Origin of the sequence: Nitrospina gracilis 3/211 (assembly GCF_000341545.2) — a bacterium.
Lineage (GTDB): Bacteria > Nitrospinota > Nitrospinia > Nitrospinales > Nitrospinaceae > Nitrospina > Nitrospina gracilis.
In genome coordinates this window covers 2,787,967-2,813,405 of sequence record NZ_HG422173.1, presented here as the reverse complement: position 1 = coordinate 2,813,405, position 25,439 = coordinate 2,787,967, and the positions used below count along the sequence as shown (strand labels likewise).

Annotated in this window: 25 protein-coding genes; 20 read left to right on the top strand and 5 right to left on the bottom strand. The window is 57.2% G+C overall.

What is annotated here, in order from left to right:
* Positions 1-67 precede the first annotated feature (67 nt).
* Both TX82_RS13465 and TX82_RS13460 read right to left on the bottom strand, forming a co-directional pair.
* The gene (locus TX82_RS13465) at positions 68-763 is read right to left on the bottom strand and encodes a hypothetical protein (protein ID WP_005011825.1); all 696 of its coding nucleotides are present in this window, start codon (positions 761-763) and stop codon (positions 68-70) included.
* Between the two features lie 3 nt (positions 764-766).
* Positions 767-1,867, bottom strand: a complete 1,101-nt coding sequence (locus TX82_RS13460; protein ID WP_005011824.1) for a 2-aminoethylphosphonate aminotransferase — start codon at positions 1,865-1,867, stop codon at positions 767-769.
* Positions 1,868-2,019: 152 nt separating this feature from the next.
* On the opposite strand from TX82_RS13460, the gene TX82_RS13455 reads away from it, so the two are divergent.
* From TX82_RS13455 to sfsA, 18 genes are all read left to right on the top strand, one after another.
* Entirely contained in the window at positions 2,020-2,790 is a 771-nt protein-coding gene (locus TX82_RS13455; RefSeq protein ID WP_237100471.1) for a DUF4159 domain-containing protein, read from the top strand.
* Positions 2,787-4,166: a hypothetical protein gene (locus tag TX82_RS16890; protein ID WP_244875040.1), complete on the top strand. Its 1,380-nt coding sequence runs from the start codon at positions 2,787-2,789 to the stop codon at positions 4,164-4,166. The genes TX82_RS13455 and TX82_RS16890 overlap by 4 nt, the downstream gene beginning before the upstream one ends.
* Positions 4,157-5,089: a glutamine amidotransferase gene (locus tag TX82_RS16885; RefSeq protein WP_244875039.1), complete on the top strand. Its 933-nt coding sequence runs from the start codon at positions 4,157-4,159 to the stop codon at positions 5,087-5,089. The genes TX82_RS16890 and TX82_RS16885 overlap by 10 nt, the downstream gene beginning before the upstream one ends.
* A 105-nt stretch (positions 5,090-5,194) precedes the next feature.
* Positions 5,195-6,535, top strand: a complete 1,341-nt coding sequence (locus TX82_RS13445; protein ID WP_005011822.1) for a hypothetical protein — start codon at positions 5,195-5,197, stop codon at positions 6,533-6,535.
* Between the two features lie 438 nt (positions 6,536-6,973).
* Complete coding sequence (locus TX82_RS13440; protein ID WP_005011816.1) at positions 6,974-7,327, top strand: NADH-quinone oxidoreductase subunit A; 354 nt, start codon at positions 6,974-6,976, stop codon at positions 7,325-7,327.
* Positions 7,318-7,902, top strand: coding sequence for an NADH-quinone oxidoreductase subunit B (locus TX82_RS13435; protein WP_005011814.1), 585 nt, complete (start codon positions 7,318-7,320; stop codon positions 7,900-7,902). Before TX82_RS13440 ends, TX82_RS13435 begins: the two co-directional genes overlap by 10 nt.
* Positions 7,899-8,444 (top strand): NADH-quinone oxidoreductase subunit C, encoded by a 546-nt coding sequence (locus tag TX82_RS13430; RefSeq protein WP_005011811.1) that lies wholly within the window; start codon positions 7,899-7,901, stop codon positions 8,442-8,444. The genes TX82_RS13435 and TX82_RS13430 overlap by 4 nt, the downstream gene beginning before the upstream one ends.
* On the top strand, positions 8,435-9,637 hold the full coding sequence (nuoD, locus tag TX82_RS13425) for an NADH dehydrogenase (quinone) subunit D (protein WP_005011809.1): 1,203 nt from the start codon (positions 8,435-8,437) through the stop codon (positions 9,635-9,637). The genes TX82_RS13430 and nuoD overlap by 10 nt, the downstream gene beginning before the upstream one ends.
* The gene (gene nuoE / locus TX82_RS13420; protein ID WP_005011807.1) at positions 9,637-10,113 is read left to right on the top strand and encodes an NADH-quinone oxidoreductase subunit NuoE; all 477 of its coding nucleotides are present in this window, start codon (positions 9,637-9,639) and stop codon (positions 10,111-10,113) included. Before nuoD ends, nuoE begins: the two co-directional genes overlap by 1 nt.
* A gap of 3 nt (positions 10,114-10,116) precedes the next feature.
* Positions 10,117-11,391 (top strand): NADH-quinone oxidoreductase subunit NuoF, encoded by a 1,275-nt coding sequence (gene nuoF / locus TX82_RS13415; protein WP_005011806.1) that lies wholly within the window; start codon positions 10,117-10,119, stop codon positions 11,389-11,391.
* Between the two features lie 21 nt (positions 11,392-11,412).
* Positions 11,413-13,893, top strand: a complete 2,481-nt coding sequence (locus TX82_RS13410; protein ID WP_005011804.1) for a molybdopterin-dependent oxidoreductase — start codon at positions 11,413-11,415, stop codon at positions 13,891-13,893.
* Between the two features lie 28 nt (positions 13,894-13,921).
* Complete coding sequence (gene nuoH, locus TX82_RS13405) at positions 13,922-14,941, top strand: NADH-quinone oxidoreductase subunit NuoH (RefSeq protein ID WP_005011802.1); 1,020 nt, start codon at positions 13,922-13,924, stop codon at positions 14,939-14,941.
* Between the two features lie 13 nt (positions 14,942-14,954).
* On the top strand, positions 14,955-15,452 hold the full coding sequence (locus TX82_RS13400; protein WP_005011800.1) for a NuoI/complex I 23 kDa subunit family protein: 498 nt from the start codon (positions 14,955-14,957) through the stop codon (positions 15,450-15,452).
* Between the two features lie 156 nt (positions 15,453-15,608).
* Positions 15,609-16,196: an NADH-quinone oxidoreductase subunit J gene (locus TX82_RS13395; protein ID WP_005011798.1), complete on the top strand. Its 588-nt coding sequence runs from the start codon at positions 15,609-15,611 to the stop codon at positions 16,194-16,196.
* A gap of 7 nt (positions 16,197-16,203) precedes the next feature.
* Complete coding sequence (gene nuoK, locus TX82_RS13390; RefSeq protein ID WP_005011796.1) at positions 16,204-16,503, top strand: NADH-quinone oxidoreductase subunit NuoK; 300 nt, start codon at positions 16,204-16,206, stop codon at positions 16,501-16,503.
* A 4-nt stretch (positions 16,504-16,507) separates the two neighbouring features.
* A complete protein-coding gene (gene nuoL, locus TX82_RS13385; RefSeq protein WP_005011793.1) occupies positions 16,508-18,379 on the top strand; it encodes an NADH-quinone oxidoreductase subunit L in 1,872 nt (623 codons plus the stop codon).
* Positions 18,380-18,400: 21 nt separating this feature from the next.
* Entirely contained in the window at positions 18,401-19,918 is a 1,518-nt protein-coding gene (locus TX82_RS13380; RefSeq protein ID WP_005011791.1) for a complex I subunit 4 family protein, read from the top strand.
* A gap of 36 nt (positions 19,919-19,954) precedes the next feature.
* Positions 19,955-20,644, top strand: coding sequence for a DNA/RNA nuclease SfsA (sfsA, locus tag TX82_RS13375; protein WP_005011789.1), 690 nt, complete (start codon positions 19,955-19,957; stop codon positions 20,642-20,644).
* A gap of 6 nt (positions 20,645-20,650) precedes the next feature.
* Here sfsA and TX82_RS13370 read toward each other — a convergent pair whose 3' ends face one another.
* On the bottom strand, positions 20,651-21,127 hold the full coding sequence (locus TX82_RS13370; RefSeq protein ID WP_005011786.1) for a hypothetical protein: 477 nt from the start codon (positions 21,125-21,127) through the stop codon (positions 20,651-20,653).
* 239 nt (positions 21,128-21,366) lie between these two features.
* On the opposite strand from TX82_RS13370, the gene TX82_RS13365 reads away from it, so the two are divergent.
* Positions 21,367-22,113, top strand: coding sequence for a class I SAM-dependent methyltransferase (locus TX82_RS13365; RefSeq protein ID WP_005011784.1), 747 nt, complete (start codon positions 21,367-21,369; stop codon positions 22,111-22,113).
* A 63-nt stretch (positions 22,114-22,176) separates the two neighbouring features.
* On the top strand, positions 22,177-22,557 hold the full coding sequence (locus TX82_RS13360; protein ID WP_005011783.1) for a hypothetical protein: 381 nt from the start codon (positions 22,177-22,179) through the stop codon (positions 22,555-22,557).
* 8 nt (positions 22,558-22,565) lie between these two features.
* Here TX82_RS13360 and tgt read toward each other — a convergent pair whose 3' ends face one another.
* On the bottom strand, positions 22,566-23,675 hold the full coding sequence (gene tgt / locus TX82_RS13355) for a tRNA guanosine(34) transglycosylase Tgt (protein WP_005011777.1): 1,110 nt from the start codon (positions 23,673-23,675) through the stop codon (positions 22,566-22,568).
* Positions 23,668-25,437, bottom strand: coding sequence for a mechanosensitive ion channel family protein (locus TX82_RS13350; RefSeq protein ID WP_005011773.1), 1,770 nt, complete (start codon positions 25,435-25,437; stop codon positions 23,668-23,670). The genes tgt and TX82_RS13350 overlap by 8 nt, the downstream gene beginning before the upstream one ends.
* Positions 25,438-25,439: the final 2 nt, after the last annotated feature.

Below are 25,439 nucleotides of genomic sequence, written 5' to 3'. Positions count from 1 at the left end.
TTTTCAAGAAAAGTTTGGTCTGCCGGCAGGGTGGGGGAGGTGGGGAAAAGCCCGTTTATTCCGTCTTTTAACCTGCGGGTGCGGAGGGGGCGGAACCCTCCCCCTGCCCCAGTTCGGGGTAAACCTGTCCGGCTTCGAGGATCACCCAGCGGTCCGAGGTGTCACCCACCACCAGGTCGAGACTGTCTTTCAGGTGGATGAGCCCCACAATGTCCAGCGGAAGGCGCACGCGGATGGGGTCATCGTGGTTCTGCCCCTGCAAATGGATGAAGTCGTGGTCGATCTTGGTGACACAGAATATGTCGTTGATGGTTTCGACAATGTGGGTGATTTCCTTGAGGGTGTCCCCAGTGGCTTCGTCCAGGTGGTGGCTGAGTTTCAAACACCGGTCCTGCGATTCGGTCAGTTTCAGGATGACCGCGTCCAACTGGATGCCCTGCAGCCCGTGGTTGAGGTCGCGTTTGTCCATCCAGCGGAAAAATGAATACAGATCGAACAGCACTTCGTTGGTTTCGGTTTTGGTGGAAATGGAATTGAATGGAAGGAAACCCACAACAAACCGGCTCAGGTGCGACAGATTGATCTCCATCGGTGAGGAAATCAGTTTTCTTCCGTCGGGGAACTCCACGTACTCGAGTCCGGATTCCATCAGGCACGAATGGAACAGCGCCAGGCTTTTGCCGAGTTCCGGTGTCGGTAGTTCATGTGCCGGAGCCACGCCCTGTGACCGGACGTACTCTTTCATCACCTCGTACAGTTCCATGAATCAGTCCCGTAACGAGGGCGATTTGGCGAGGCAGGTTTTCAACACCTCCAGCAGGCGCTGAAATTCCCCGGTCTGGATATCGCCCATGTTGGCGATGCGGAATATGGACTTTTTGAGGCCGCCCTGACCCGCATAAATGACGTACCCCTGCTTTTTCAGCTCATCGTGCAGGAACTCGTAAGTGATTCCCTCCGGCAGTTTGATCGCGGTCAGGCTGTTGGAACGGTGCGCGGGATCGACCAGGTACTCGAGTCCCATTTCGTTGAAACCCTGGCGAAGCAAGGTCGACGCACCGGCATAGCGTTTGATGCGCCCGGTCACCGTCTCTTCGATCAACTCGTCCAGTGCCGCATCAAATGCGTAATGCACCTGCACTGCCGGGGTGAACAGGGTTTCCCCCGCTTCCTGTGCTTTCAGGTTTTTATTCAGGTCGAAGTAAACCGACCGCGCCGGGTGCGTGGCGAGTGAGTCGATCTCCTCTTTGCGTACCAGGACGAACGACACACCGGGGAACCCCTGCAAACATTTGTTGGCGGTGCCGACGCAGTAATCGACGTGACTGCGTTCAAAATCGAGCGTGTCGCCGGCCAGACTGCTGATGGCGTCGATCAACAGTTTCTTGCCGTAGCGGTGTGCGAGTTCGCCGACTTCGTGTACGGGATTGAGCAGGCCGGTTGTGGTTTCGTGATGCACCAGCGCCACCAGCCCGATCTCGGGATGTTCCTTCAAAGCCCGTTCAATGGCATCAAGCGATGGTACGACGCCCCAGTCGCAATCGACGGTCACGGTGGGGATGCTGTGGGACTCCGCCATCGTGGCGATGCGCTCGCCGTACACCCCGTTTCTTACCACCAGCATGGCTTGCCCCTCCGCGACGCAGGAGGACACCGCCATCTCGAGCGCAGCGGTGCCGGACCCGGTGATGAGCGCTGTCAGAAAAACTCCCTCCAACCCGAAGGCCTCCAGCAGTTTCTGGCGGATGGATTGCACCAATTCGGCGCACTCCGGTTCGCGGTGACAGAGGTCCGGATGCAATAAAGCCTTGCGTACGCGATCGGTGACGTTGACCGGGCCGGGATTCAGCAGGATCATGCGGTTCATATGCGGTAACCTTTAGGAAAATCGCCCCACTATAACACCCGATCCGGAGTGAACCAAACGAATTGAAATCGCGTTCGGGGGCTTTATTAATTTGCTAACATTATTATATGATTAATAACTTAAGCGCAGGCCACCCGAACCGGAGTTTGTTGTTGTCCTTTTTGAAGCAGTTGGGTTGTTGGGCCCTCGTCGGGTTCGGGATTCTTTATGCCCCTTCTTTCGGCCAGGCGGAAGGGGAAGGCTCGAAACTCGTCATCCCGCAGGTGAAGTACGAAGGTGGCGTGTACAAGCCGCGTCCCGATGCGGTGGAAAGCCTGCTGGCCCAGGTGGCGAAGCGCACGTCGATTGAGGTCAAGCGCGAACCGCTGGACCTTGCACCCACCGACCCGACTTTATTTCATCATCCCTTTCTTTATCTTGCGGGCGACCGCGAGTTCAAACCGATCTCCGACGATTCCGTCAATGCTCTCCGCGATTACTTGAACTTCGGCGGATTCCTTTTGATCGACGACAACTCCGGCAGGCCCAACTCCGGATTCGATGCGTCCGTGCGCCGCCTGCTGGACAGACTGTATCCCAACACCCCTCTGGAACGCATTCCGCGTGATCACTCGATTTTCCGTTCTTTCTACCTGATCAATCAGGTGGTGGGGCGCGTGGTGGTGAAGCCTTACCTGGAAGGCGTTACCAGCAAGGGACGTACGGTGCTCGTGTACTCAAACAACGACCTTGGCGGTGCGTGGTCGAAAAACAAGCTTGGCCACTGGAATTTTGACATGGTCGGCGGCGGTTATCGCCAACGCAAACTGAGTCTGCGCCTCGGAGTCAACATCGTCATGTACGCGCTCACCCTTGATTATAAAAAAGACATGGTGCACTTACCCATCATTCTTGAACGGCTTCGGAGGTATTCCGGCCGATGAATTTTCTGGGAAAGCTGTTCGGGCAAAACTGGGAAGAGTACAACGCATGGGAGCTGCACTGGGCCCTGGGCGAGAACCGATGGGCCTTGATGGCGCTTGCGGTGCTGGCGCCGCTGATGCTGTGGTTTTTCTGGGCCAGCTTGCGCAAGGTACGTAGCCTTCCGCGCAAAACGGTGCTCTACACCTTGCGCGTTCTGACACTGGCGTTGTTGTTGCTTCTCATGCTTCAACCCCGCCTGGAGTTGAAAAACATCCAGCCGCTCAAAAATACGATTGCCGTGCTGGTCGACGACAGCAAAAGCATGTCGATCAAAACCTTTCCAGAAGAAGTTCCGCGAATGCAACTGGTGAGCGACGCCCTGGCACGGAATAAGGACTGGCTGACGGGCCTGCGGCAAAACTATGACGTAGATTACTATTTCGTTTCAGATCATACCGATCCCGTCCGTACCGAGGAACTGGCGGCGCGGTACCAGCCTCACAACGTCAATACGGATCTCGCCCGGGTGTTCCGCGAGGTGCTCGAGCATTATGAGAATAAATCGTTGCAGGGCGTTCTCCTGTTTTCCGACGGGGCGGATCTCATCCAGGATCCGGCCGACTTTTCTGAGGACTTCGAACAGACACTGGTTAAATTTGACGGCCCCATACATACCCTTCAGGCGGGTACCAACGACGAGTTCAAGGACCTTGCAATCGAGACTGTGGACGCGGCGGATTTCGGTTTCGTCAACCAGCCGGTCAAGGTGTCTGTCAAGCTGGGTGCGTACGCCATCGGCAACAAGAACATCCCCGTGGTGGTGAAAGAAGGGGACAAGATCCTCGTGTCGCAGGTCGTTTCTTTAAAGGAGGACGATCAGGATTACCGGGTGGATATGGAGTTCATGCCGGTGAACATGGGCAAGCACATTTATTCGGTGACGGTGCCTGTGTTTGCGGGGGAGGCGGTGGAGACGAACAACCGCTGGGATTTTCAGGTGAAGGTGGTGCGCGACCGCCTGCGCGTTCTGCATTTGAACGGCCGGCCGTCATGGGACTCGCGCTTTCTGCGCGAGGTGTTGATCAACAATCCGAAGGTGGACCTGCTTTCTTTCTTCATTTTGAGGACGCTGAGCGACGATGTCGATGCACCGACTACCGAACTCAGCCTCATTCCGTTTCCGTCAAACCTGTTGCTCAGCGATTACCTGAGTTCCTTTGATCTCGTTGTGTTTCACAACTTCCGGTACAAACCGTTTCTCGATAAAAAGTACCTGTCCAACTTGAAATCGTATGTAGAGGAAGGCGGTGCGTTCCTGATGATCGGCGGCGATCTGTCGTTTCAAGGGGGGGGTACGAACGCACGCCGGTGGAGGAAATCCTTCCCGTGGAATTGAAGCATGCATCGCAACCGTTCGTCGATAAATTCTATGCGATCGACGTTCCGGGTAGCTTGAACAATCATCCCATTCTTCAATTGGAGAGTAGAAAAGAGGTGAATTTAAAAGCCTGGCGATCCCTGCCTCCGCTTCAGGGATTGAATATGGGTTTGACCGCGGCAGGGGAGGCGCAGGTTCTGGCCACGGCGAAGGTGGATAAGAAAAACCTGCCGGTGCTCGCCGCCCGGAAAGTAGGCGAAGGCCGCACCCTGATGATCGCCACCGACTCCGCGTGGTACTGGAACTTCCGCCGCGTGGGGGAGGGGGGCAGTGGCCGGCATTACCAGAAGCTGTGGGAGAACATCCTCGCCTGGCTGACCAGGGATCCCGAAACCCGTCTGCTCAAGGTGGAGACCGACAAAGAAAAGTACCGCGAACAGGAGAAGGTGCTCGTGCAGTTCAAGCTGGTGGGGGAGGATTACAATCCCCTGGCCGGAAAACAGGCGGAATTGACCCTCTCCACCTGGCCTGACCGGAGCACGTTGAAGACGGAATCCATCGCCACCGACGAAAACGGCGAGGGTCGTTACGAATTTTATCCGGGCCGCGAGGGATTCTACGCGGCGCAGGTTTCCTTAAAACAGGGCGACCGCACCCTGACCGAACGCGAATTGTTCAGTGTCACCAGCCCCCAGGTGGAGTTCCAGAAACCGCGTGTTCAGCCTGAGTTCCTCCAGAAGCTATCCGAGGTTTCCGGAGGGAGTTACCGGGTTCTGCGGCCTGACCTGCGGCTGGATACGTTGGCCTTCCCCAATCCAGAGGTGGAAATCAAAACCAGTAAACTGTTCGTCTCGTTGTGGGATACGTGGGCGGCATACGGGTTGATACTCGGGTTTCTCTTTTTAGAGTGGTACCTTCGCCGCAAGTCCGGGTTGAGTTGAGAATGCATGAGAAATGAGTGAGACTTCCGTAACCTTCTTGTGAATCCTACTGCCTTGCGTTAACATCGATTTCAATACTATTTACCCGTTCAGGCTCATTTAAAAATGCTCGAAGACAAGAAAACAAGCAAAGGTCCGGCCCTCCGGATGTGGATTCGGGACCGCGTTGTGTTTCTGGCGCTCATCATTTTTGGATTCGGCGCGGCCGCATACATTCTTTCTCCCCAGGTGTTTCCGACCCACAGTATCTGGCTCCACCCCGTCAAGGAGTTCTCCCTGCTGATTGCCATGATCGGTGTTGTGTCCTTAGGCTATGAGTTGTTCCTGAGAGAACTCACCTTTAATGAATACAAGGATGCACTGCAGGAAATTGTCAATCCCGATGCGGTGCGCCTGGGCATTCAGGGGATTTACAAGAACCGGTCGGAACTGGGCAACGCCACCTCCTTTGAGACGCTATTCAAACGGGTGAAGCACGAAATCTACATTGGCGGGACATCGTTGCTGTCCATCTCCACCGGAAGCCGCGACCTGCTGCGTGAAAAGGTATTGAGCGGGGTCAATGTGAAACTTTTGTTAATGGACCCGCAATCGCCGGTGGTCGATCTCATCAGCCGGCAGGCGCACGGCAAGTCGACCTTTTTGAACGAGATCAAAACCTCCATCCTGCTTTTGCAGAAACTTCAGGAGGAGATCGAGTCCGTGGAGTCGCCAACCAAGGGCAAGTTTGTTGTGCACACCTACCGGTTCATTCCCTCCCACTCGTTTATTTCTCTGGATGTGCAGGAACCGGGCGGGCTCATAGTGGCGGACATCGGTCCCTACCTCGGGCGCAACTTCCAACGACCGAGCATTGTCCTCATCAACAAGAAACACGGTCTGTACGATCATTACCGCGACCTCAACGACTCCATGTGGCTGGAGAGCAAGCCACTCACCCCGAGTTGGCTGGTGGGGGAAGGTCCCAAAACCCGGACCCAGGTGTTCGCGAGTGGCAAGGACACGGAGGTGCACGATCCGGAAACCGAAAGCTGGCGGACTGCCGAGATCTGCCAGGGCAGTGACGACTGGCGCGGTATTAAAGGAAGCATGTGGGTGTGGATTCGGGAGCAGGTGACGCTGGAGGAAGCGAAGACCGGCACCCAGCATGGTTTCCGCCTGAAATTCGACATCCCGCCGGGGACCAAAGCCATGCCCCGGGCGGAGCTCTTCCTGCGCGCTGATGATGTCTGCCGCGTCACCGTGAACGATGTCGGCCTGAAACAGGATTACGGCGGGGCGGAGTACCCGGAGCCGTTCATTATCAACTGCGATGACTTTTTGCGCGAAGGGACCAACGAAATCCATTTCGAGGTCATCAACTACGCCAAACCCGATGCCGCTGCGCCGGAAGACAACCCTTCCGGCCTGATTTACCGTCTGCACCTGGAATATCTGGAGGGTTGAGCCGGATCGCTATCCGGCCCGGGGAATCCGCAAATTAGGGTATCCACCTGTTCCGGACACTGCAAGCCACGTACGGCCCTCTTTCACCTCCGTATCGGTCCATGCGCCTTTCCGGGCCCCCCTCACGCCCGCTGTATACACGCCTTCAAATTAAAATACTTTGAATAATAAGTGGTTATGGGGGTTTGGGGGTGTCCGTTTCCACCCTGTAAAGATAGAAAAAACAGTAATTGACAGGGTATGGTGGTGCTAATATAATCGCCCATTCCAGTAGTTTCTGGAACCCTGAAACGGGTTTTGGGTAAAATGGGTCCATAAGGATGGGAGACACCCGGCTACTCACCTTCCAGGAACATTTGACCGGAGGGTGGAGTTGTTTGATATTGCCTCACTTAGGTTGGCAATCCCCCCTCCCGAAGAAACAAACGGAAACTCCAAGTGACCGAATATATTTTTGTCAGCGTATTCGCCGTCGTGGCGCTGGTCATTGTGCTCGGAATCCTTTTTCTTTCCATGGTTCTGGGCCCGCGCAAGGCCAACACTGAAAAGCAGATTGCCTATGAGTGCGGTATGCTCCCCTCCGAAGAGGCCAAGGGCCGGTTCCCGGTCCGTTTCGCCACCATTGCCATGTTGTTCATTATTTTCGATATCGAAGTGGTCTTCATGTACCCTTGGGCCGTCGCGCTCGATGAGCTGAAGTTGTTTGGCCTGGTGGAAATGGTCATATTCATTACGATTCTGGCTATCGCCTATGTTTACATCTGGGGGCGAGGAGGTTTGGAATGGGATTGATGGATGAAGCGGTCGATGCTTTTGAGACCGAAGTCAAGAACCTGCAACTGAATGCCAAAGACGCCTGGGATCAGCTTTCCGCGGATTACTCCGGCGCGCTGTACGACACCATCCTCACCACCAAGCTGGGGAAGGTGATCGGCTGGGCGCAGAAAAACGCCCTGTGGCCTGCGACCTTCGGGCTGGCCTGTTGTGCCATTGAGATGATGGCGATGGCAAACAGCCGTTGGGACGCCGCCCGATTCGGCGCGGAAGTGTTCCGCGCTTCGCCGCGTCAGGCGGATCTGATGATCGTCTCCGGACGCGTGTCGCAGAAGATGGCACCCGTTCTCAAAAGGATTTACCAGCAGATGCCGGAACCCAAGTGGGTCATCGCCATGGGCGCGTGTTCCTCCTGCGGCGGCATCTTCAACAACTATGCCATCGTGCAGGGCGTGGACCGCGTGGTGCCGGTGGACGTGTACGTGCCGGGGTGCCCGCCGGGTCCGGAAGCCCTCATCTATGGCATCATCAAGCTCCAGGAAAAAATCATGAACGACGCCGGCACGGAGCGCGCCAAACAGAGGGTGGCATGACGGGCGAGGAACTCGTTGAAAAAGTGCGGGCCTCTTTGCCGGACGCCATCATCAAGGCCGAAGTCACGCTTGGCGACGCGGTGGTTCACGTCGATACGGAAAACCTGTTGAAGGTTGCGGGTTTCCTTAAAGAGAGCCCGGAGCTGGATTTCCATTACCTGTCGCACATCACCGGGGTCGATTACCTGGAAGAGGAACGCGAGCCGCGTTTCGAGACGGTGTACGAACTGCACAACCTGGACCGCGGCGACAGCATCCGCCTGCGTGTCGGGCTGGATGAAGACGACCCGAAGGTGCCGACGGTCTCGGAAATATGGAAGGGGGCCCTGTTCCCCGAACGCGAACTGTTCGATATGTTCGGCTTCCAGGTGGAAGGGCATCCCAATCTCAAGCGCCTCATCATGCCGGAGGACTGGGAAGGGCATCCGCTTCGCAAGGATTACCCGCTGGTGGTCGAGGAAGTGGCGTTCTCCCACAACCCCGAGCACAAGCAGGAACTGATTAAAGATAAAAAGGATATGAGTCCGACGCCATGGGAGTGACCGAGCAAGGCCTGCTGGAACGCGAAAAAGACACCATGACCCTCAACATGGGTCCTCAACACCCGAGTACCCACGGAGTGTTCCGCATGGTCATGGAAATGGATGGCGAGCAGGTGCAGTCGTCGGAGCCAGACATCGGGTTCCTGCACACGGGCATCGAGAAGACCGGCGAGGCCAAGCGTTACGAGCACTGCATCCCGATGACCGACCGGCTCGATTACCTGAGCCCGCCGCAGAACAACCTCGCTTTCTGTTTGACCACTGAAAAATTATTGCAGTTGGGCGAACTGCCGCCGCGCGCCGATTACATCCGCGTCATCATGGTGGAGCTCAACCGCATCGGCAGTCATCTCATTTGGCTGGGCACACACGCGCTGGACATTGGCGCGATGACGGTGTTCCTTTACGCGTGGCGCGAGCGGGAAATGATCCTCGACCTCAACGAGATGCTCTCCGGCGTGCGCATGATGACGAGCTTCATCCGCATTGGCGGGGTTGCCAAGGACGCCACGCCGGAATGGGTCGACCACGTCAAAAAGTTCGTCGAGATTTTTCCTTCCAAGGTCGATGAATACGAAAGCCTGCTGACCAAAAACCCCATCTGGCTGGACCGCACCCAGGGCGTCGGTATCTTCAACCGCGAGGAATGCCTGAACTGGAGCATGAGCGGACCCGTCCTGCGCGCCGCGGGCATCAACATGGACTGGCGCAAACTCCGTCCCTATTCCCGCTACAACGAATTCAAGTTCGATGTCCCCGTCAGGGAGCACGGCGACATTTACGATCGCTACCTGGTGCGCATGGAAGAGATGCGGCAGAGCCGCGAGATCATCAAGCAGGCCATCGAGAACCTGCCCGACGGGCCTTACCGCATCCCGGACAACAAGGTGTCCCTTCCCGCGCGCGACACCCTGCACTCCAGCATGGAAGCGCTCATCCATCACTTCAAGCTGGTGTCGGAAGGCATCAACGTGCCCAAGGGCGAAACGTATGTGCCGACGGAAGGGCCGCGCGGCGAGGTCGGGTTCTACATGGTCAGTGACGGATCGAACCAACCCATGCGCATGAAACTGCGGGCGCCGTCGTTCATGGGCATTCCGGGCATGTGCAAGATGATGGAAGGGGCGTACATCGCCGACGTTGTCGCCATCATCGGCAGTATTGATATTGTGATGGGGGAGGTCGATCGCTGATGTTCGTGTTCACCGACGAGGCGGAAAAGAAAATCGAAAAGATCATGGCGAAATACCCGCCGGAACGCAAGAAATCCGCCATCCTGCCGTTGTTGCATTTGGCGCAGGATCAGGAAGGGTATGTGACGCCGGAGGCGATGGTGGAAGTCGGCCGAAGGCTCGACGTCTCGCCGGCGTACGTCGAAGGCGTGGTCACGTTCTACACGATGTACTTCACCAAGCCGGTGGGGCGCAATGTCATCCGCTTCTGCCACAACATCAGTTGCAAGCTCAACCGCTCGGATGAGTTGATGCAATACACGGCGAAGAAGCTGGGCATCCAGATCGGTGAAACCACGCCGGATAAGCGGTTCACCCTGTTGAAAGAGGAGTGTCTCGCCGCGTGTTCGGAGGCCCCGATGATGATGGTCAACAAGACCTACCACGTCAACCTCAATGAAACCAAAATCGACCAGATTCTGGAAACGTACAAGTAAGCCATGCAAGAACCCGTACTCATTTTAATGAAGGACATCGACACGCCCAACCTCACGACGATCGATGTGTATGAAAAGACGCTGGGCGGGTACCAGTCCTTGAAGAAACTGTTCCAGACTCCGCCCGAAGAGATCGTCGAGATGGTCAAGGCGTCGGGCCTGCGCGGGCGGGGCGGTGCGGGGTTTCCGACGGGCCTCAAGTGGTCGTTTCTGGCGAAGGACGTGTTTCCCCGCTACCTCTGCTGCAATGCGGACGAAAGCGAGCCGGGCACCTGCAAGGACCGCGAACTGCTCATGAAGAACCCGCACCTATTGATCGAGGGTATGATCATCTGCTCGTACGCATGTAAAATCAACACGGCGTACAACTACATGCGCGGCGAGTTTGCGGAACTGGCGGACATTTTCGACAAGGCCGTCGAAGAGGCTTATGCCCGCGGGTATTTGGGCAAGAACATCATGGGGTCGGGATTCGATCTCGACATTCATTCGCACCTCGGCGCGGGGGCGTACATTTGTGGTGAAGAGTCGGCGCTTCTTACGTCTTTGGAAGGGTGCCGCGGCGAGCCGCGTCTCAAGCCGCCGTTCCCGGCGGTGGAAGGCTTGTACAGCAAGCCGACCGTGGTCAACAACGTCGAGACGCTGTGCGCGGTGCCTTACATTTTCAACAACGGACCGGAAGCCTACGCCGCCATCGGCACCGAGAAGAGCAAGGGCACGAAGATGGTCAGCGTGTCCGGTCACGTCAACAAGCCGGGCAACTACGAAGTGCCGATGGGCACGCCGACGCGCGAGATCATCGACAAGTGGGCGGGTGGTATGAGAAACGGTAACAAGCTGAAGGCGTTCATCCCCGGTGGATCGTCGGTGCCCATCCTCCCTGCGGACAAGGCGGATGTGCCTTACGATTACGAGTCGCTGATGGAAGCGGGAAGCATGCTGGGCTCTGGCGCGCTCATCGTCATGGATGAGACGGTCAACGTGGTGGAGGAAACCCTGCGTCTTGCATACTTTTACATGCACGAGTCCTGCGGCAAGTGCACGCCCTGCCGCGAAGGCACGCGCTGGATGCATCAGATCCTGTCCGAGATCATTCACAAGCAGGGCAAGCCCAACCAGGTGGAATTGCTCAACGACATCTGCGACAACATGGCCTTCAAGTGTTTCTGTCCGCTGGGCGACGCGGCGGTGGGGCCGGTGGCCAGCAGCATCCAGTACTTCCGCGAAGATTACGAAGCGCTGATCGAATCCCTGAAAACCGCCGACGCCGTCGGATAAAAAATACAGGTTCGGATATTTATGGAAACCAAGACTGCACAGGATACCGTCACGCTGACCATCGACGACAAGGTGGTTACCGTTCCCAAGGGCATGGTGGTGGTGGACGCGGCGAAGACCGTGGACATCGAAATCCCCATCTTCTGCTACCACGAAAAGCTTGGGCCGTTCGGCTGTTGCCGTATGTGTATGGTGGAAGTGGAGAAGATGCCCAAACTCGCCACCGCCTGCACCCTCCAGGTAAGCGAAGGCATGGTGGTGCGCACCAACACGCCGAAGGTGGAGAAAGCCCAGCAGGGCGTGCTCGAGTTCACCCTGCTCAACCATCCGCTGGACTGCCCGGTGTGCGACAAGGGCGGCGAGTGTCCCCTGCAGGACAACACGTTCAAGTTCGGCCCGCCGGACACGCGCATGCAGTTTGAGCGTTACAACCGCGACAAGGCGACGCCCTTGTCTCCCGTCATCACCATCGACCGCGAACGATGCATCGCCTGCCAGCGGTGCACGCGCTACAGCGACATCATCGAAAAAGACCAGGCGCTGGTCATGCGTCACCGTGGATTCCAGAACCGCGTTTCGACGTTCAACGACCGGCCCTACGACACACGCTTTTCCGGCAACGTCATCGACATCTGTCCCGTCGGCGCGTTGACCAATACGGAATTCCGTTTCACCGCGCGGTCGTGGGACCTGGACAACACCAAGACGCTCTGCGCGCACTGCGCCTGCAACTGCAACATGATCTTGGGCACGCGGCTCAACGAACTGCGCCGTGTCACCACGCCGGAGTCGCCGAACGATGCGGTGGACGACGGCTGGATCTGCGACAAGGCTCGGTGGGGGCACGATTTCACCAAAAGCAAAAACCGCATCGCCAAGGTACGGAAAAAAGGCCTGCACGATCCCATTTCAGCGCAGGACGCCTGCCGCGAGGTGGCGGAGAAACTGAAACAGACCGTCGAGGCGCACGGACCCAGCAGCGTCGGCTTCATCGGTTCCGGTTACGGCCTGAACGAGGAACTGTACCTGTATCAGAAATTATTCCGCGAACAGTTGGGCACCAACAACATCGATCACAAAACCTATTTGGACACGCCGGGCCTGCCGGTGCCGAACTTCGATATGCTGGACATCGAGTCGAGCAAGCTCATTGTCGTGATCGCCAGCGACCCGACGGAAGAACTGCCGATCCTCGATCTGCGGCTGAAAAAAGCCGTCACGCAACTGGGTGTCGAGATGGTGGTACTGAACGATCAGGCGACGTTGATGGACAAATATGCAACATTGTCCCTGCGCTACGACGTTGCCTCCGACGGTGCGCTGTTCGCCGCGTTGAACTCGGCGTTGAGCGGCACGGCTCCCGCAAGTGATGTTGAAAAGCAGACGGGGATTGCAGCCGACCGCATCGGCGCGCTGGCGGATAAAATCCGCGCCAGCCAGAAGACCACGGTGGTGTTCAACCCGTCGGCGCTAACGGGGACGTCCATCCACACACTCAAACAAATGCTGAAAACGATGGGCGCATTGCCGGATACCTCGGTCGGGGCCATGCCCGCCGCGCCGGTGACCAACGCGCTGGGGGCGATGGACATGGGCGTGCTTCCGGATTGTTATCCCGGCGGACTCGACCTGTCGCAGGCCGAGGCCATCCGCGAAAAGTGGGGCGAGAACGCTCCGCTGGAACCGGGACTCACGGCCTTGCAGATGATCGAAAAGGCGGCGTCCGGCGAACTGAAGGCGCTGGTGGTTTTCCGCACCAACCCGCTGCTCAATTTCCCCGGTGGGAACAAGGTCAAGCAGGCGCTGGAAAAACTCGACCTGCTCGTCGTGCATGACATGATGGAAACGGAAACCGCGGCAATGGCCGACTACGTCATTCCGTCCAACGGTCCCGGCTACGACGAAGGCACGACCACGAGCCTCGCCGCGCGGGTGCAGATGCGCAAGCGCGGTCTCACCACGGACAATCCGTCCGACTGGAAGCTCGTCACCACCATGGCGAAAGCGCTGGGCGCGGACTGGAAACACAAGACGGTGTGGGAAGTCACGCAGGAGATCGCGGAAAAAGTGAACGGTTATTCCGAGATCCGGCAGAAGACGATTCGCAAAGCCGGGCACAAGCGCCAGCCCGTCGCCGCCGTCAATGGCACCGCACCGGCAGGCGAGACGCAGGTTGCAAGTGGTTCCGGCGACGCCTTCAAGTTGCGCGTCTCGGAAGTGCTGTTCTGCCATGACAAGGTTCTCGATGCGGAATCCCGGCTCGCGCACCAGTTTCAGCCGTCCACGGTTCACCTGAATAAAGCCGACGCCGACCGGCTGGGTCTCAAGGCCGAGCAGGAGGTCACGGTGTCCGGTAACGGTCACGAGGTGAAGGCCGAGGTGGTGATCTCCAACCGGTGCAATCCGGGTTCGGTGGTCCTGCCGCGTGTTTCCGACGAACAGCGTGTGGCCGGCCTCATGGAGCCGGGACAGACGGTAGCCTGGGTGCAGATTAAAAAGTAACGGCGGATTATAAGGAAAGGTTTGAGGATTGATCGACGGCATCACTGAGTTTCTGGCGTCCTACGCCTACTTGTGGATCGGGATCATCAAGGCGGTGATCATCGTGATCGGTCTGTTGACCACGGTTCCAGGCCTTGTCTGGCTGGAGCGGCGGCTGATGGGACGCTTCCAGGTGCGGCTGGGACCGAACCGCGTTGGGCCTTTCGGTCTGGCACAAGGAATTGCCGACTCGATCAAACTGCTCTTTAAGGAAGAGATCATTCACAAGTCCGCGGACCGGTTTCTGTTTCTGCTCGCGCCATCGATTGTGGTGTTCACGGCGATCGTCACGTTTTCGGCGGTCCCGTTTGGTGAAAGCTTCACGATCTTCGGGCAGGAAATCGGCATGTGGGGGGCGAACCTGAACATCGGCATCCTGTTCATCTTCGCCATCTCGTCGATGGGTATTTACGGCATCGTGCTTGCCGGCCTTTCGTCGAACAACAAGTATTCGCTGATGGGCGGACTGCGCTCGTCGGCGCAGATGATCAGTTACGAACTGACGCTGGGCCTGGCCGCACTGAGCGTCATCATCATGAGCGGGTCGCTGAGCCTCATCGATATTGTGAACGACCAGGCCACACTGCCGAACATCGTGACCCAGCCGCTGGCGTTTCTTTTGTTTTTCATTGCCGGTGTGGCGGAGACCAATCGCGCCCCGTTCGACCTGCCGGAAGCGGAGCAGGAACTGGTGGCGGGGTTCTTCACCGAGTACTCGGGCATGAAATTCGCCATGTTTTTTCTTGGCGAATACGTGAACATGATCACCATGAGCGCGCTCATCACCCTGCTGTTTCTGGGTGGCTGGCACGCATACGTTCTGCCGGACATTCCGTTCGTCTGGTTCGCGCTTAAAGTGTTTTTACTGCTGTGCGTGTTCATCTGGTTGCGGTCCACGTTTCCGCGCATCCGTTATGACCGGCTCATGGCGTTCGGCTGGAAGTTTCTTTTGCCGTTGTCGCTTGTGAACATGCTGGTGTACAGCTTTATTAAAGTCAGCACTCTTTGAATTGGGATCGTTTATGCTACAAACCGTATTCAATGGAGCCAAAAACCTGTTGATCGGTATGGGAGTCACCTTTCGCAATATGGTGTCGAAACCCACGACGTTCAGCTATCCGGAAGTGAAACGGACCATGCCGGAGCGTTACCGCGGGCGGCACTTCCTGAACAAGGACGAGGAAGGTTACGAGAAGTGCATCGGGTGCAGTTTGTGTTCCGTCAACTGCCCCGTCGGGTGCATCCATGTTGTCGCCGCGGAGAACGATCCAGAAAATCCAAAGTCAAAAGGAGAGCGTTACGCGGAGGTGTACGAGATCAACCTCCTGCGCTGCATCTACTGCGGGTTCTGCGAGGAGGCGTGCCCGGTGGACGCGGTGGTTCTCCGCGAGCACTACGAATTGGCCGATTACGACCGCCGGAATTACATTGCGACCAAGGAAGACCTGTTGGTGTACCCGGAACCCAATCAGTTCCGTGTGAACTTTCTGGGCAATACCAGCGTGGTGAACAAGAAGTAGTTCACCGGGGGAACGTAATTTTCTCAACCAATCCTGCGGGGCGGATTCTCGCTCCGTGGTGAACCAACAATGTCCAGTAGAGGGCGCCGGACATTCACCCAACTGGGTATTTTTGTCTCTATCCCGGGCGGTTGAAGGAGAGGAGAGCATCACACCGTGATGGAAATGCTGGAGCAGGCGTTGAATTTCAACCTGCCGCGGGAAGTTGTATTTGATCTGTTTTACCAGACGGTGATCTTTGTCGTCGGCATGACTGCCGTGCTGGCTTCGTTGGGGGTCATCCTCTGCACCAACCCCATTTATTCCGCACTGTTTCTTATCGGCAACATGGTGTGCCTGGCGATGCTGTTTCTTCTATACAGTGCGGAGTTCCTCGCGGCCGTGCAGGTTGTGGTGTACGCGGGCGCGGTGATGATCTTATTTCTCTTCATCATAGCCCTGTTGGGCGCCCATAAGGAAAAGCCGGAATTGAACCTGCAGGCCATGGCCGGGTTCGCGTTTGTCGGCGCGTTGTTCTGCGAATTGTTGATGACGTTGCGTATCGGCGCCAACCGCCCCGTCACCGGCAACATCACCCCGGAAGTGCTGAAGGAAGTCGGTTCCGCCAAAGCCATCGGCATCGAATTGTTTTCGAACCATATCGTTCCGTTCGAACTGGCGTCAATTCTGCTCCTGGTCGCCACGGTGGGCATCATCACCCTGGCCAAGTTCCATTATCGTCCCGTGAGAAAGCGCTCGAGGTAATTTCACCATGGAAAGCGAATTCGTCCTGATTGTCAGCGCCGCCATTTTTTCGATTGGCGCAGTGGGGTTTGTCATCCGCAAGAACCCGCTGGTCATGTTCATGTCGGTGGAGCTGATGCTGAACGCCGTGAACTTTTTGCTGGTCGGTTACTCGCGCGAGTTGCAGTCGCTGGACGGACAAATCTTCGCCCTGATCATCATGACCGTTGCCGCCGCGGAGGTTGTGGTGGGGCTCGCCATCATTCTGACCATTTTCCGGACGCGCCACGATCTCAATGTGGACCATATCGATGTGCTGAAAGGATAAACTGTTGTATTCGATCGCCTGGCTCATACTGCTGTTTCCGCTTCTCGGGTTTCTGATCCTGAGCTGGTTCGGTTCGCGCCTGCCTAAAACCTGGGTGGGGTGGGGTGGAAGCGGCACCATCGGCGCGGCCTTCGGCGTGGTGCTGCTGATTTTCGCCAGCATGGCCGGGGGCGAGGGCGATCCCGGCGGCTCGGTCGAGGTCCTTTACCACTGGATCGAGTCGGAAAAGTTCACGCTCGACCTCGCTATTCTGGTGGACCGCCTGTCCATCTTCATGTTGCTGGTGGTGACGGGAGTTGGTTTTGTCATCCATGTCTATTCCATCGGCTACATGCGCGAAGACCCGGAATACGCCCGCTTCTTTTCGTACATGAACCTGTTCATCTTCTCGATGTCGGTGCTGGTTCTGGCGGCGGACTTTTTCTTCCTCATCGTCGGCTGGGCGCTGGTGGGTCTCGCTTCGTACCTGTTGATCGGCTTCTGGACGGAAAAACGTTCGGCGGTCCTTGCGGCGCGCAAGGCGTTTGTCATGAACGTCATCGGCGACGTCGGTATGGTCATCGCCGCGTTCATGATTTTCGAGCGCTTCGGTTCGCTCAGCTACACGGAAGTGTTTCAGCAGACGCAGTCCGGGTTCATTCCGAACGAAGGGACGATCCTGATGATCACCCTTCTGTTGTTGGTAGGGGCATTCGCCAAGTCGGCGCAGTTGCCGCTCCATACATGGTTGCCGGACGCGATGGAAGGTCCCACGCCGGTCAGCGCGCTCATCCATGCGGCGACGATGGTCACCGCGGGCGTGTACCTTGTGGCGCGGTGCAACTCCCTCTATACGCTGGCGCCGTGGGTCATGTATTTCGTCGCCTTTGTCGGAGCGGCAACGGCAATCTTTGCGGGAACCATCGCGCTGACACAATACGACATCAAGCGCGTCATCGCCTATTCCACCATGAGCCAGATCGGTTACATGTTTCTTGCGGTGGGCGTGGGCGTGTTCAGTGCCGGCATGTTTCACCTGATGACCCACGCCTTTTTCAAAGCGCTTTTGTTTCTCGGTGCCGGCAGTGTCATCCATGCCCTCAACGACGAGCAGGACATCCGCAAAATGGGTGGATTGGCCCGCTCCATGCCTATCACCTTCGGCACGTTTCTAATCGCATCGCTTGCCCTCACCGGATTCCCGCTGACCGCCGGGTTTTACAGTAAAGAGGCCATCATCATGCATTCGTGGTTCGCCGAAGAATACGGCAACTGGTTTTTCTGGCTGATGGCTGTAGCGGCGACGGGCCTGACGGGTTTTTACACGTTCCGCCTGTTCTTCTATACGTTCTTGGGCAATCTCCGCCATCCCACCGCGCATCCGCACGAGTCGCCTCTGGTGATGACGGGACCACTGTTGATCCTCGCAGTGTTTTCCCTGTTGGGCGGCGCCTTCGGCCATTCGGTCGATACGTTTCTCGCGCCGGTATTCGGCGGTGCGGTGCCAGTGCACCACGAAAACATCGTCCTCGAAACGGCACCACTTGTGGTGGCCCTGGTCGGCATCCTGGGCGCGGTGGGCCTGTTCATGACGGGAAGCGGCCAGTTGGGATTCCTGCAGCAGGTGCTGGCCCCGGTGCACGACCTGCTTTACAACAAATATTATGTCGATGAGATTTACGATCTGTTGATCGTCAAACCGGTCAAGGCCATAGGCAAGTTTTTGGAGGAACGGGCGGAGAAATTCGGCATTGATTTCTCGGTCGATCAGGTGGGCGAACAGATGCGTGAAGTGAGCCGCCAGATCAGCATCTGGCAGTCCGGCAACGTCCGGCTCTATGCGCTAAACATGGTGGCGGGGATGATCACCGTCCTCCTGTTCGTGATTTTTCTGTAACGAAAGGGTATTGGAAACGTCATGCTGACTACGGTTTTACTGCTTCCGCTGGCGGCGGCTGTCCTGATCCTGTTCATGGACGGGCAACGGGTGGCAGCCATCCAGAAAACGGCGACCATCGCCGTTCTGCTGACGTTTCTCGGAACGCTTGTCCTGCTGTTCGGTTACGATGCATCCGACCCGGGCATGCAGTACGTCAATTCCTTTCACTGGGTTCCGCTACTTCATATTCAATTCATGGTCGGGGTCGATGGCATCAGCCTGTGGATGGTGGTGCTGACGGCGTTCCTTTCCATCATGGCGGTGCGCTTCTCGGCCGGTGAGACAAAGAATCCGAAGTACTACCTCGCTCTCATCCTGATCCTGGAAACGGGCATGCTTGGCGTGTTTGTCGCGCTCGATCTCATCCTGTTCTACGTGTTCTGGGAAGTGATGCTGATCCCGACGTACTTCCTCATCGGCCTGTGGGGTGAGGGACGCCGGGTGTACGCCACCACCAAGTTCGTCATCTTCACGCTTGTGGGCAGTCTTCTCATGCTCGTTGGCATGATCTGGATCACCGTACTCCATTATACGGCGACGCACGAGTTGACTTTCAACATTCAGGAACTGGTACACACTGCCGTTCCCCACGACCTGGAATGGATCCTGTTCCTGTTCTTCTTTCTGGCATTCGCCATCAAGGTGCCGATCTTTCCGTTCCACAGCTGGCTCCCGCATGCGTATGTGTCCTGCCCGATACCGGTGCTCATTCTGGTTACCGGGGCGATGTCGAAGACCGGCGCCTATGGACTCATCCGGTTTTGCCTTCCGCTGTTCCCGGATTTCATCCAGGAGTGGGGCACGTGGATCGGCGCGGCGGCGGTGGGCGGCATCATCTATGGTGCGTGGATCGCCATCGCGCAAAAAGACCTCAAATCATTGGTCGCGTATTCCAGTATCAGTCATCTCGGATTCGTCGTGCTCGGTATATTTGCGGTCAACGGCAACGGCGTCGAAGGCAGTGTCTTGCAGATGGTCAACCACGGCATCATCGCCTCGGCCCTGTTTATCATTGTCGGGATCATCGAGCGGCGGTTGGGAACCCGCAACCTGGACGAATTTTCCGGCCTCAAAAAATCCATGCCCATTCTGTATGGCATGTTCATGCTGGTCACATTGGCGGCTTTGGGTATGCCGGGCTTGAACGGGTTTGTCGGTGAATTCCTCATCCTAGTTGGTGTGTGGACCTCCGCCGTGCAGAAAGACATGGCCGTGTTGTTTGTGCTCGGTGCGGGGCTGACTATTGTGTACGCGTCCATCTACATGCTTTTCATGTTTCAGGGATCGATGCAGGATAAAGTCAAAAATCTTCCACAGGGGTTGAAGGATGTCAACGAAACCGAAGCGGGCCTGCTCGTTCCGGCGTGCATCCTGATCCTGTTCATCGGTCTTTACCCCAAACCCTTCATCAACACCATGTCCGCTTCGGTGGACAAACTGCTCCAAATCGAGAAAACTGTGCATGTTCCATCACAGGGTGGTGGCGGCGGTCATTGATTCCCGTCCTCTGCTGCTGACGGACTTACCCTCGCCATGAAACTGGGACCGCGCATTGTGGACGGCGTGTTTCAGGAGCGGCCGAACCGGTACCTGGCGCAGGTGGTGGTCGATGGTGTGACCGTTCCCGCCCACGTGCCCGACCCCGGCCGTCTGCCCGGCCTCATGATCCCCGGCCGCCGCGTGCGGCTACTCCACAATCCCGGCCCGCAACGCAAAACCGATTACAGCCTGGTGCTGGTGCGTCATGGCCGCATCTGGGTTTCCGTTTATCCCGTGTTCGCGAACGCGCTGGTGCGCGACGCGCTGGAGTCAAGGACGCTGGCCGTGCTTCCTGGATACGATCGCTTCGATGCCGAAGTGAAGCATGGCAAAAGCCGATTCGATTTTCGATTGAAATTTGGCGGGCAGGACTGTTACGTAGAGGTGAAGTCGGTCAGTTGCGTGGAGAAGACGGTGGGTAAATTTCCGGATGCGCCGACGGAACGCGGCAGGAGGCACATCGAGGAGTTGATCGATTTGAAGAAAAAGGGAAACCGCGCGGCGGTTTTGTTCGTGTCGCAACGCTCGGACACGCGGACGATCACCAGCTTCGATACCATCGACCCTGCTTTCGGCGAAGTCTTGAGGCAGGCGCGGGACGTGGGAGTGGAGCTTTACGGATACAATTGCCGCGTCACCGCGTCGTCGGTGTCCCTGAACCGTCCTGTGGATGTGGTTTTGTAAACCGGATTATTTGATGAAGGGATCGAGGTTGGGCACCAGCACCCAGCGTCCGTTCTGCAACAACCATTCCTGATCATAAACCACCGTACGTACGCGGTTGCTGGGCTTGGTGGCCACTTCATACCGCATGGTGATGACGGCCTTGTTGAACGGAGGGTGTTCCGCTTCCAACACCTGTTCGGTCAAGGGCACCAGTTCATCATCCTTGTACAAGGCCTGGTTGATGCGCTGGCTCTGGCCGAAGATCACCCGGTCCTTGACCTGCGCGTATTGCATCAGGTAAGCAGATTTCAAATCGTCGCGAACATAAGTCACACCGCCATCGGGATGACGGCTTTCGAAGAAATTGTTGTACGCGCGGGTGATGGTTTCGAGGTCTTCCAGCCGTTCCTGCGGCACCGTGGCGCAGGCCTGCAAGGCCGACAGGGCAAGGAACAGGCAGAGACCGGAAACAAGGTGAAAGACAGGGTTGCGGCGTATCATGTTGAAACCTCGTATGGTAAGATTGATGAACCCGGATTGTGGCTCCCAAATAACCTTTTGAATTATATAGGGTTATTCGGTACCGCGCAAGTCCCTCTTTGGGAAAGGCAACCTGATTGGCAAAATCCCCGAAATCATTCAAATCACCACGGCCCCGCCGTGCACCGGAGAAAGATGCCTCCCAGCGCCGTGGGGCCGGGCGGTCTCCGGGGCGAGGTGGTAGCAAACCCGGCACGGCTTTGTGGGACCAGGCGGCACGGTGGTACGATTCCCTGGTCGGCTTTAAAGGGAGTGAGTACCAGAAGAACATCATCCTTCCCGGCACCGAGCGCATGCTGGATCTCAAAAAGGGCCGGGAGGTACTGGACCTTGCCTGCGGGCAGGGGGTGCTGTCGCGCCATCTTGCGCAAAAGGGGTTGCAGGTGACGGGACTCGACGTGTCGGAGGAGTTGATCCGCTTTGCCGGCAAGCGGACCGGGAAGGGAGTTCGGTTTGTCTGCGCGGACGCGGCCGATTCCAAAGCGCTCACTGACAGGACGTTCGATGCGGTCGCCTGCCTTTTGGCCATACAAAACATCGAGCACCTGCAACCGGTATTCGAAAACGTGCGGCGCTGGTTGAAACCTCAGGGACGGTTTGTGATGGTGACGACGCATCCGTGCTTCCGCATTCCGCGGCAGACGCACTGGGGCTGGGACGAGGAAAAGAAAATCCAGTACCGAAGGGTTGATCTGTACCTGTCGCCCAACACGATCCCAATCCTCACGCCGCCGATGGCGCGATCGCAGGTTTACACGACGACGTACCATCGGTCATTGCAGGATTATTTTGCGGCGCTCAACGCGGCGGGATTGCAGGTGGACCTGCTGGAGGAGTGGACGTCGCACAAGAACAGCGAGCCGGGCAAGCGCGCCAAAGCGGAAAACCGGGCGCGTCAGGAAATCCCACTCTTTTTGGCATTGCGCGCGGTACCGGCGAAGGCGTGACGCGGGGGGCTGAATCCCCAAGGCCTGCAATGAATCTAAACCGTAAACCGGAAACGTATTGTCATGCGGCGCAACCGAAGTTACACATACGAATTGATGGATGGCACTGAACTGCTTTCGCGGGTCAAGCAGGCTTTGAAGGAGGAACCCGGTTACTGGCAGGCCGTGATCGAGTGCCTGCCTGCGGGCGTCGTGGAATACAAACCCATCCGCAACAGCCCCATGCGCGCCGGGCAAACCTACCAGTACAGGCAGGCGGGATTGAACCTCACTTTGTACTTTCCTGAAAAACAGTTCGAGGGTCTGCTCGACGACCTGGTCGAGGACAAGGTGATGGAGTTGAAGCAGGTCATCCAGAACGTGATCCCCGACCGCTCCGGTTACATCATCAACGAGTTCAAGATCAAGGGCATCCTCGACGACCCCAAGCACGGCGCATCTTGACCCTTCACTCAGCCGCCATTGTTCTCGCCCGATTCCGGCAGACGCCAGTCCAGCGGGCGGTCTTCGGCGATGGCGCGTCGAATGTCCGCCATCCATTTCTGAAAAAACGCCGTGTTGTGAAGCGAGTTGAGCCGCATGGCAAAAATTTCGTCTGCCATGTAAAGGTGCCGCAGGTACGCGCGCGAGTAATGCTTGCAGGTGTAGCAGGTGCATTCCGGATCGAGAGGCCGGTCGCTGTCCCGGTGACGCGCGTTGCGGATGTTGAGCTTGCCTTCACTGGTGTAAATAGTTCCGTTGCGCGCGTTTCTAGTCGGCAGGACGCAGTCAAACATATCGATGCCCATCTTCACGCAGTCAATCAGGTCGTCCGGCGTTCCGACGCCCATCAGGTAACGCGGCGCATTCTCCGGCAACAGCGGGGCGGTGTGTTCGGCCAGCTCAAGCATCAATGCCTTTTCCTCCCCGACACTGAGTCCGCCGATGGCGTATCCCTTGAAGCCGAGGTCGATGATCTGCCGGGCGCTTTCGTTTCTCAGGTTTTTGAACATGCCCCCCTGCACGATGCCGAACAGTGTCTGTCCTTTGCGCGTGTGCGCTTCCTGGCAACGCCTGGCCCACCGGGTGGACAGCTCCAGGGATTGCAGCGTCTGCGCCTCGTCCGCGTCCGGGGGCGTTGGCTCATCGAAGGTCATGATGATGTCCGCGCCCAGTGACTGCTGGATTTCGATGGCCAGTTCCGGTGACAACAGGTGACGGGAACCGTCGAGATGCGAGCGGAAGGTGACGCCGTCCTCGGTGACCCTGGCGAGGTCGTTCAGGCTGAACACCTGGTAGCCGCCGCTGTCGGTGAGGATTGGACGGTCCCAGTTCATGAACCGGTGCAGGCCGCCCAACTGTTCGATCAGTTTGTGTCCGGGCCTGAGGTACAGGTGGTACGTGTTGCCCAGGATGATTTCCGCCCCGCAGTTTTTCAGATCTTCGGGTGATAGTGCCTTCACCGTGGCCTGCGTCCCGACGGGCATGAAGGCAGGCGTCTGAATGCGGCCATGCGATGTGGTGATGGTGCCGAGCCGCGCGCCCGAGTGCATGTGTTTTTTCTGGATTTCGAATTCAAACACGGGAGGGAGGGTCGTCTTTCCGGGCGGATGTAGTTTGCATGGATTGCTTATTGTCACCGGCTAGAGTGACCGTGAGCTGTGTGAACGGGATACGCAGTTGGTTTTCGTTGCAGATGCGAACCAGGGCGGCCTGGATTTCGCGCTTGAGTTCATCGTACCATTCCGCACACCGGCCGTCCACGTGAACCACGATGCGCAGGTTGAGTGAACTGCTTCCCGCCTCGTCGAAGGTGATCTCCAGATGCGTGAAATCCGGTTCGCCCTCCTGAAAATGGTTTTTCAGGTTCTCGCGCAGTCCTTTCTCGAACAGTTCCGGAATCTCATCGCACACCCTCGGCTGGGTTTCGTAGTCGAGACCGAAGACGATGTCGTAACGGAACCCGTGTGAGATGTTCTTCGGCGTTTTCGACAGAAAATCCATCGTCGTGTAAAAGTGTTCCGTGCCGCCTTTGAGTTCCAGCACGACCTGTTCCATGGTCTGGTGCTGTACCCGGCCATAAGTCCCGTCGGCGAGGATGACCCAGTCACCGACCTCGGTGGGAAACCAGGGTTCGTCCTCGACCACGGGCCGTGAGTGTTGCCCGACCAATTCGCCCACGGGGAGGAGAACACTGCCCCCTTCCAGGCTCGGGTTTTTGAGCGCCGCCTGCAGGCCGATGCCTTCCACGTACCAAGGCACGCCCTTCCAAATGAGGCGTTCGTTTTCTTTGACCGTACCGAGGTTGAGGGCGAGGCGCATCTCCTGAAACAGCCGCGGGATGAACTGGCGCGACGCCCACGCCACCGCGAGCAGAAACAAAATGACTACGCTGAGCAACAGCCAGTCGTTCAACAGGTACAGTGACACCAGACTGGACACAACGCACAGCACCAGCACCAGACCGGTGTAGGCGGTCATCAGCACCTTCTGCATCCATGGCTCGAATGAGAACAGACTCTTGTCACCGACGATGTAGAGCCGCAGTTTGATGAGAAGGTACCAGATGGCAATGAAAATGCTGATGGAGATGAGAAGGTTGAGCCCGCGGTGCTTGAAAAAGTTTTTAATGGAGCGCGTGGCGGTGTCGATAAAGGGTTCGCTGTTGGCCATTTCTTTTTTCAAAGCGCGGCGGGCTTCAAGGAGTTTCAGGCGGATCAATTCCGGATTGTATTTGTCTTTCAGGTTTTCTAGACGGGTCAGGAACTGCTCCTCCTGCTCATTGAGCGGTGGGCGGTTTTCGCGGGCGGCGGTCAACAACGCTTCAATATTTTTGCGTCCTTCTTCGTAATTGCGTAACTGAGTGCCTAAAAGGTCAATACGTGTTTTGAGGTTTTCGATCCGGCGCGGCTTTTCCGTCAAATCGCTGGTTGCTTCAAGAAGTGGCATGATGAGCGATTCCAGCTTCTGGCTCCAATCGGATTTTTTCGGGTCGCCTTCGAACAACTGGTCGGCACTCAATTGCGTGGCCAGCGATTCGAAGTTGCGTTGCAGTCCGTCAATCTGTGAGAGCAGATCCTCCCGCTTTTTGTTGACGGAGGGAGTGGCGGGCATGTCGTTCAGGGCTTTGAGGCGTGCCTGAACCTGTGTGATCTGTTTGGACAGCAGAAACAGCATTTTCTGGACGTTTTCCTGGGCGGAAGGCTCGGTGGAAGGTGTGTTGCTGTTTTGGGCCCAGGCAGGGGAGGGAAGGGGGAGGGTGAAAAGAGAAACGACGACTATTAAAAGAAAATACCGCAGGAAACAAGACAGGAGAAAAGAATGCAGGCAATGAATTTGGGGCATTG

Coding starts and splice junctions, on each gene's coding strand:
- TX82_RS13465 (WP_005011825.1), bottom strand. CDS start 763: ATGGAACTGTACGAGGTGATGAAAGAGTACGTCCGGTCACAGGGCGTG.
- TX82_RS13460 (WP_005011824.1), bottom strand. CDS start 1,867: ATGAACCGCATGATCCTGCTGAATCCCGGCCCGGTCAACGTCACCGAT.
- TX82_RS16890 (WP_244875040.1), top strand. CDS start 2,787: ATGAATTTTCTGGGAAAGCTGTTCGGGCAAAACTGGGAAGAGTACAAC.
- TX82_RS13445 (WP_005011822.1), top strand. CDS start 5,195: ATGCTCGAAGACAAGAAAACAAGCAAAGGTCCGGCCCTCCGGATGTGG.
- TX82_RS13435 (WP_005011814.1), top strand. CDS start 7,318: ATGGGATTGATGGATGAAGCGGTCGATGCTTTTGAGACCGAAGTCAAG.
- TX82_RS13430 (WP_005011811.1), top strand. CDS start 7,899: ATGACGGGCGAGGAACTCGTTGAAAAAGTGCGGGCCTCTTTGCCGGAC.
- nuoD (WP_005011809.1), top strand. CDS start 8,435: ATGGGAGTGACCGAGCAAGGCCTGCTGGAACGCGAAAAAGACACCATG.
- nuoE (WP_005011807.1), top strand. CDS start 9,637: ATGTTCGTGTTCACCGACGAGGCGGAAAAGAAAATCGAAAAGATCATG.
- nuoF (WP_005011806.1), top strand. CDS start 10,117: ATGCAAGAACCCGTACTCATTTTAATGAAGGACATCGACACGCCCAAC.
- TX82_RS13410 (WP_005011804.1), top strand. CDS start 11,413: ATGGAAACCAAGACTGCACAGGATACCGTCACGCTGACCATCGACGAC.
- TX82_RS13400 (WP_005011800.1), top strand. CDS start 14,955: ATGCTACAAACCGTATTCAATGGAGCCAAAAACCTGTTGATCGGTATG.
- nuoK (WP_005011796.1), top strand. CDS start 16,204: ATGGAAAGCGAATTCGTCCTGATTGTCAGCGCCGCCATTTTTTCGATT.
- TX82_RS13380 (WP_005011791.1), top strand. CDS start 18,401: ATGCTGACTACGGTTTTACTGCTTCCGCTGGCGGCGGCTGTCCTGATC.
- sfsA (WP_005011789.1), top strand. CDS start 19,955: ATGAAACTGGGACCGCGCATTGTGGACGGCGTGTTTCAGGAGCGGCCG.
- TX82_RS13370 (WP_005011786.1), bottom strand. CDS start 21,127: ATGATACGCCGCAACCCTGTCTTTCACCTTGTTTCCGGTCTCTGCCTG.
- TX82_RS13360 (WP_005011783.1), top strand. CDS start 22,177: ATGCGGCGCAACCGAAGTTACACATACGAATTGATGGATGGCACTGAA.
- TX82_RS13350 (WP_005011773.1), bottom strand. CDS start 25,437: ATGCCCCAAATTCATTGCCTGCATTCTTTTCTCCTGTCTTGTTTCCTG.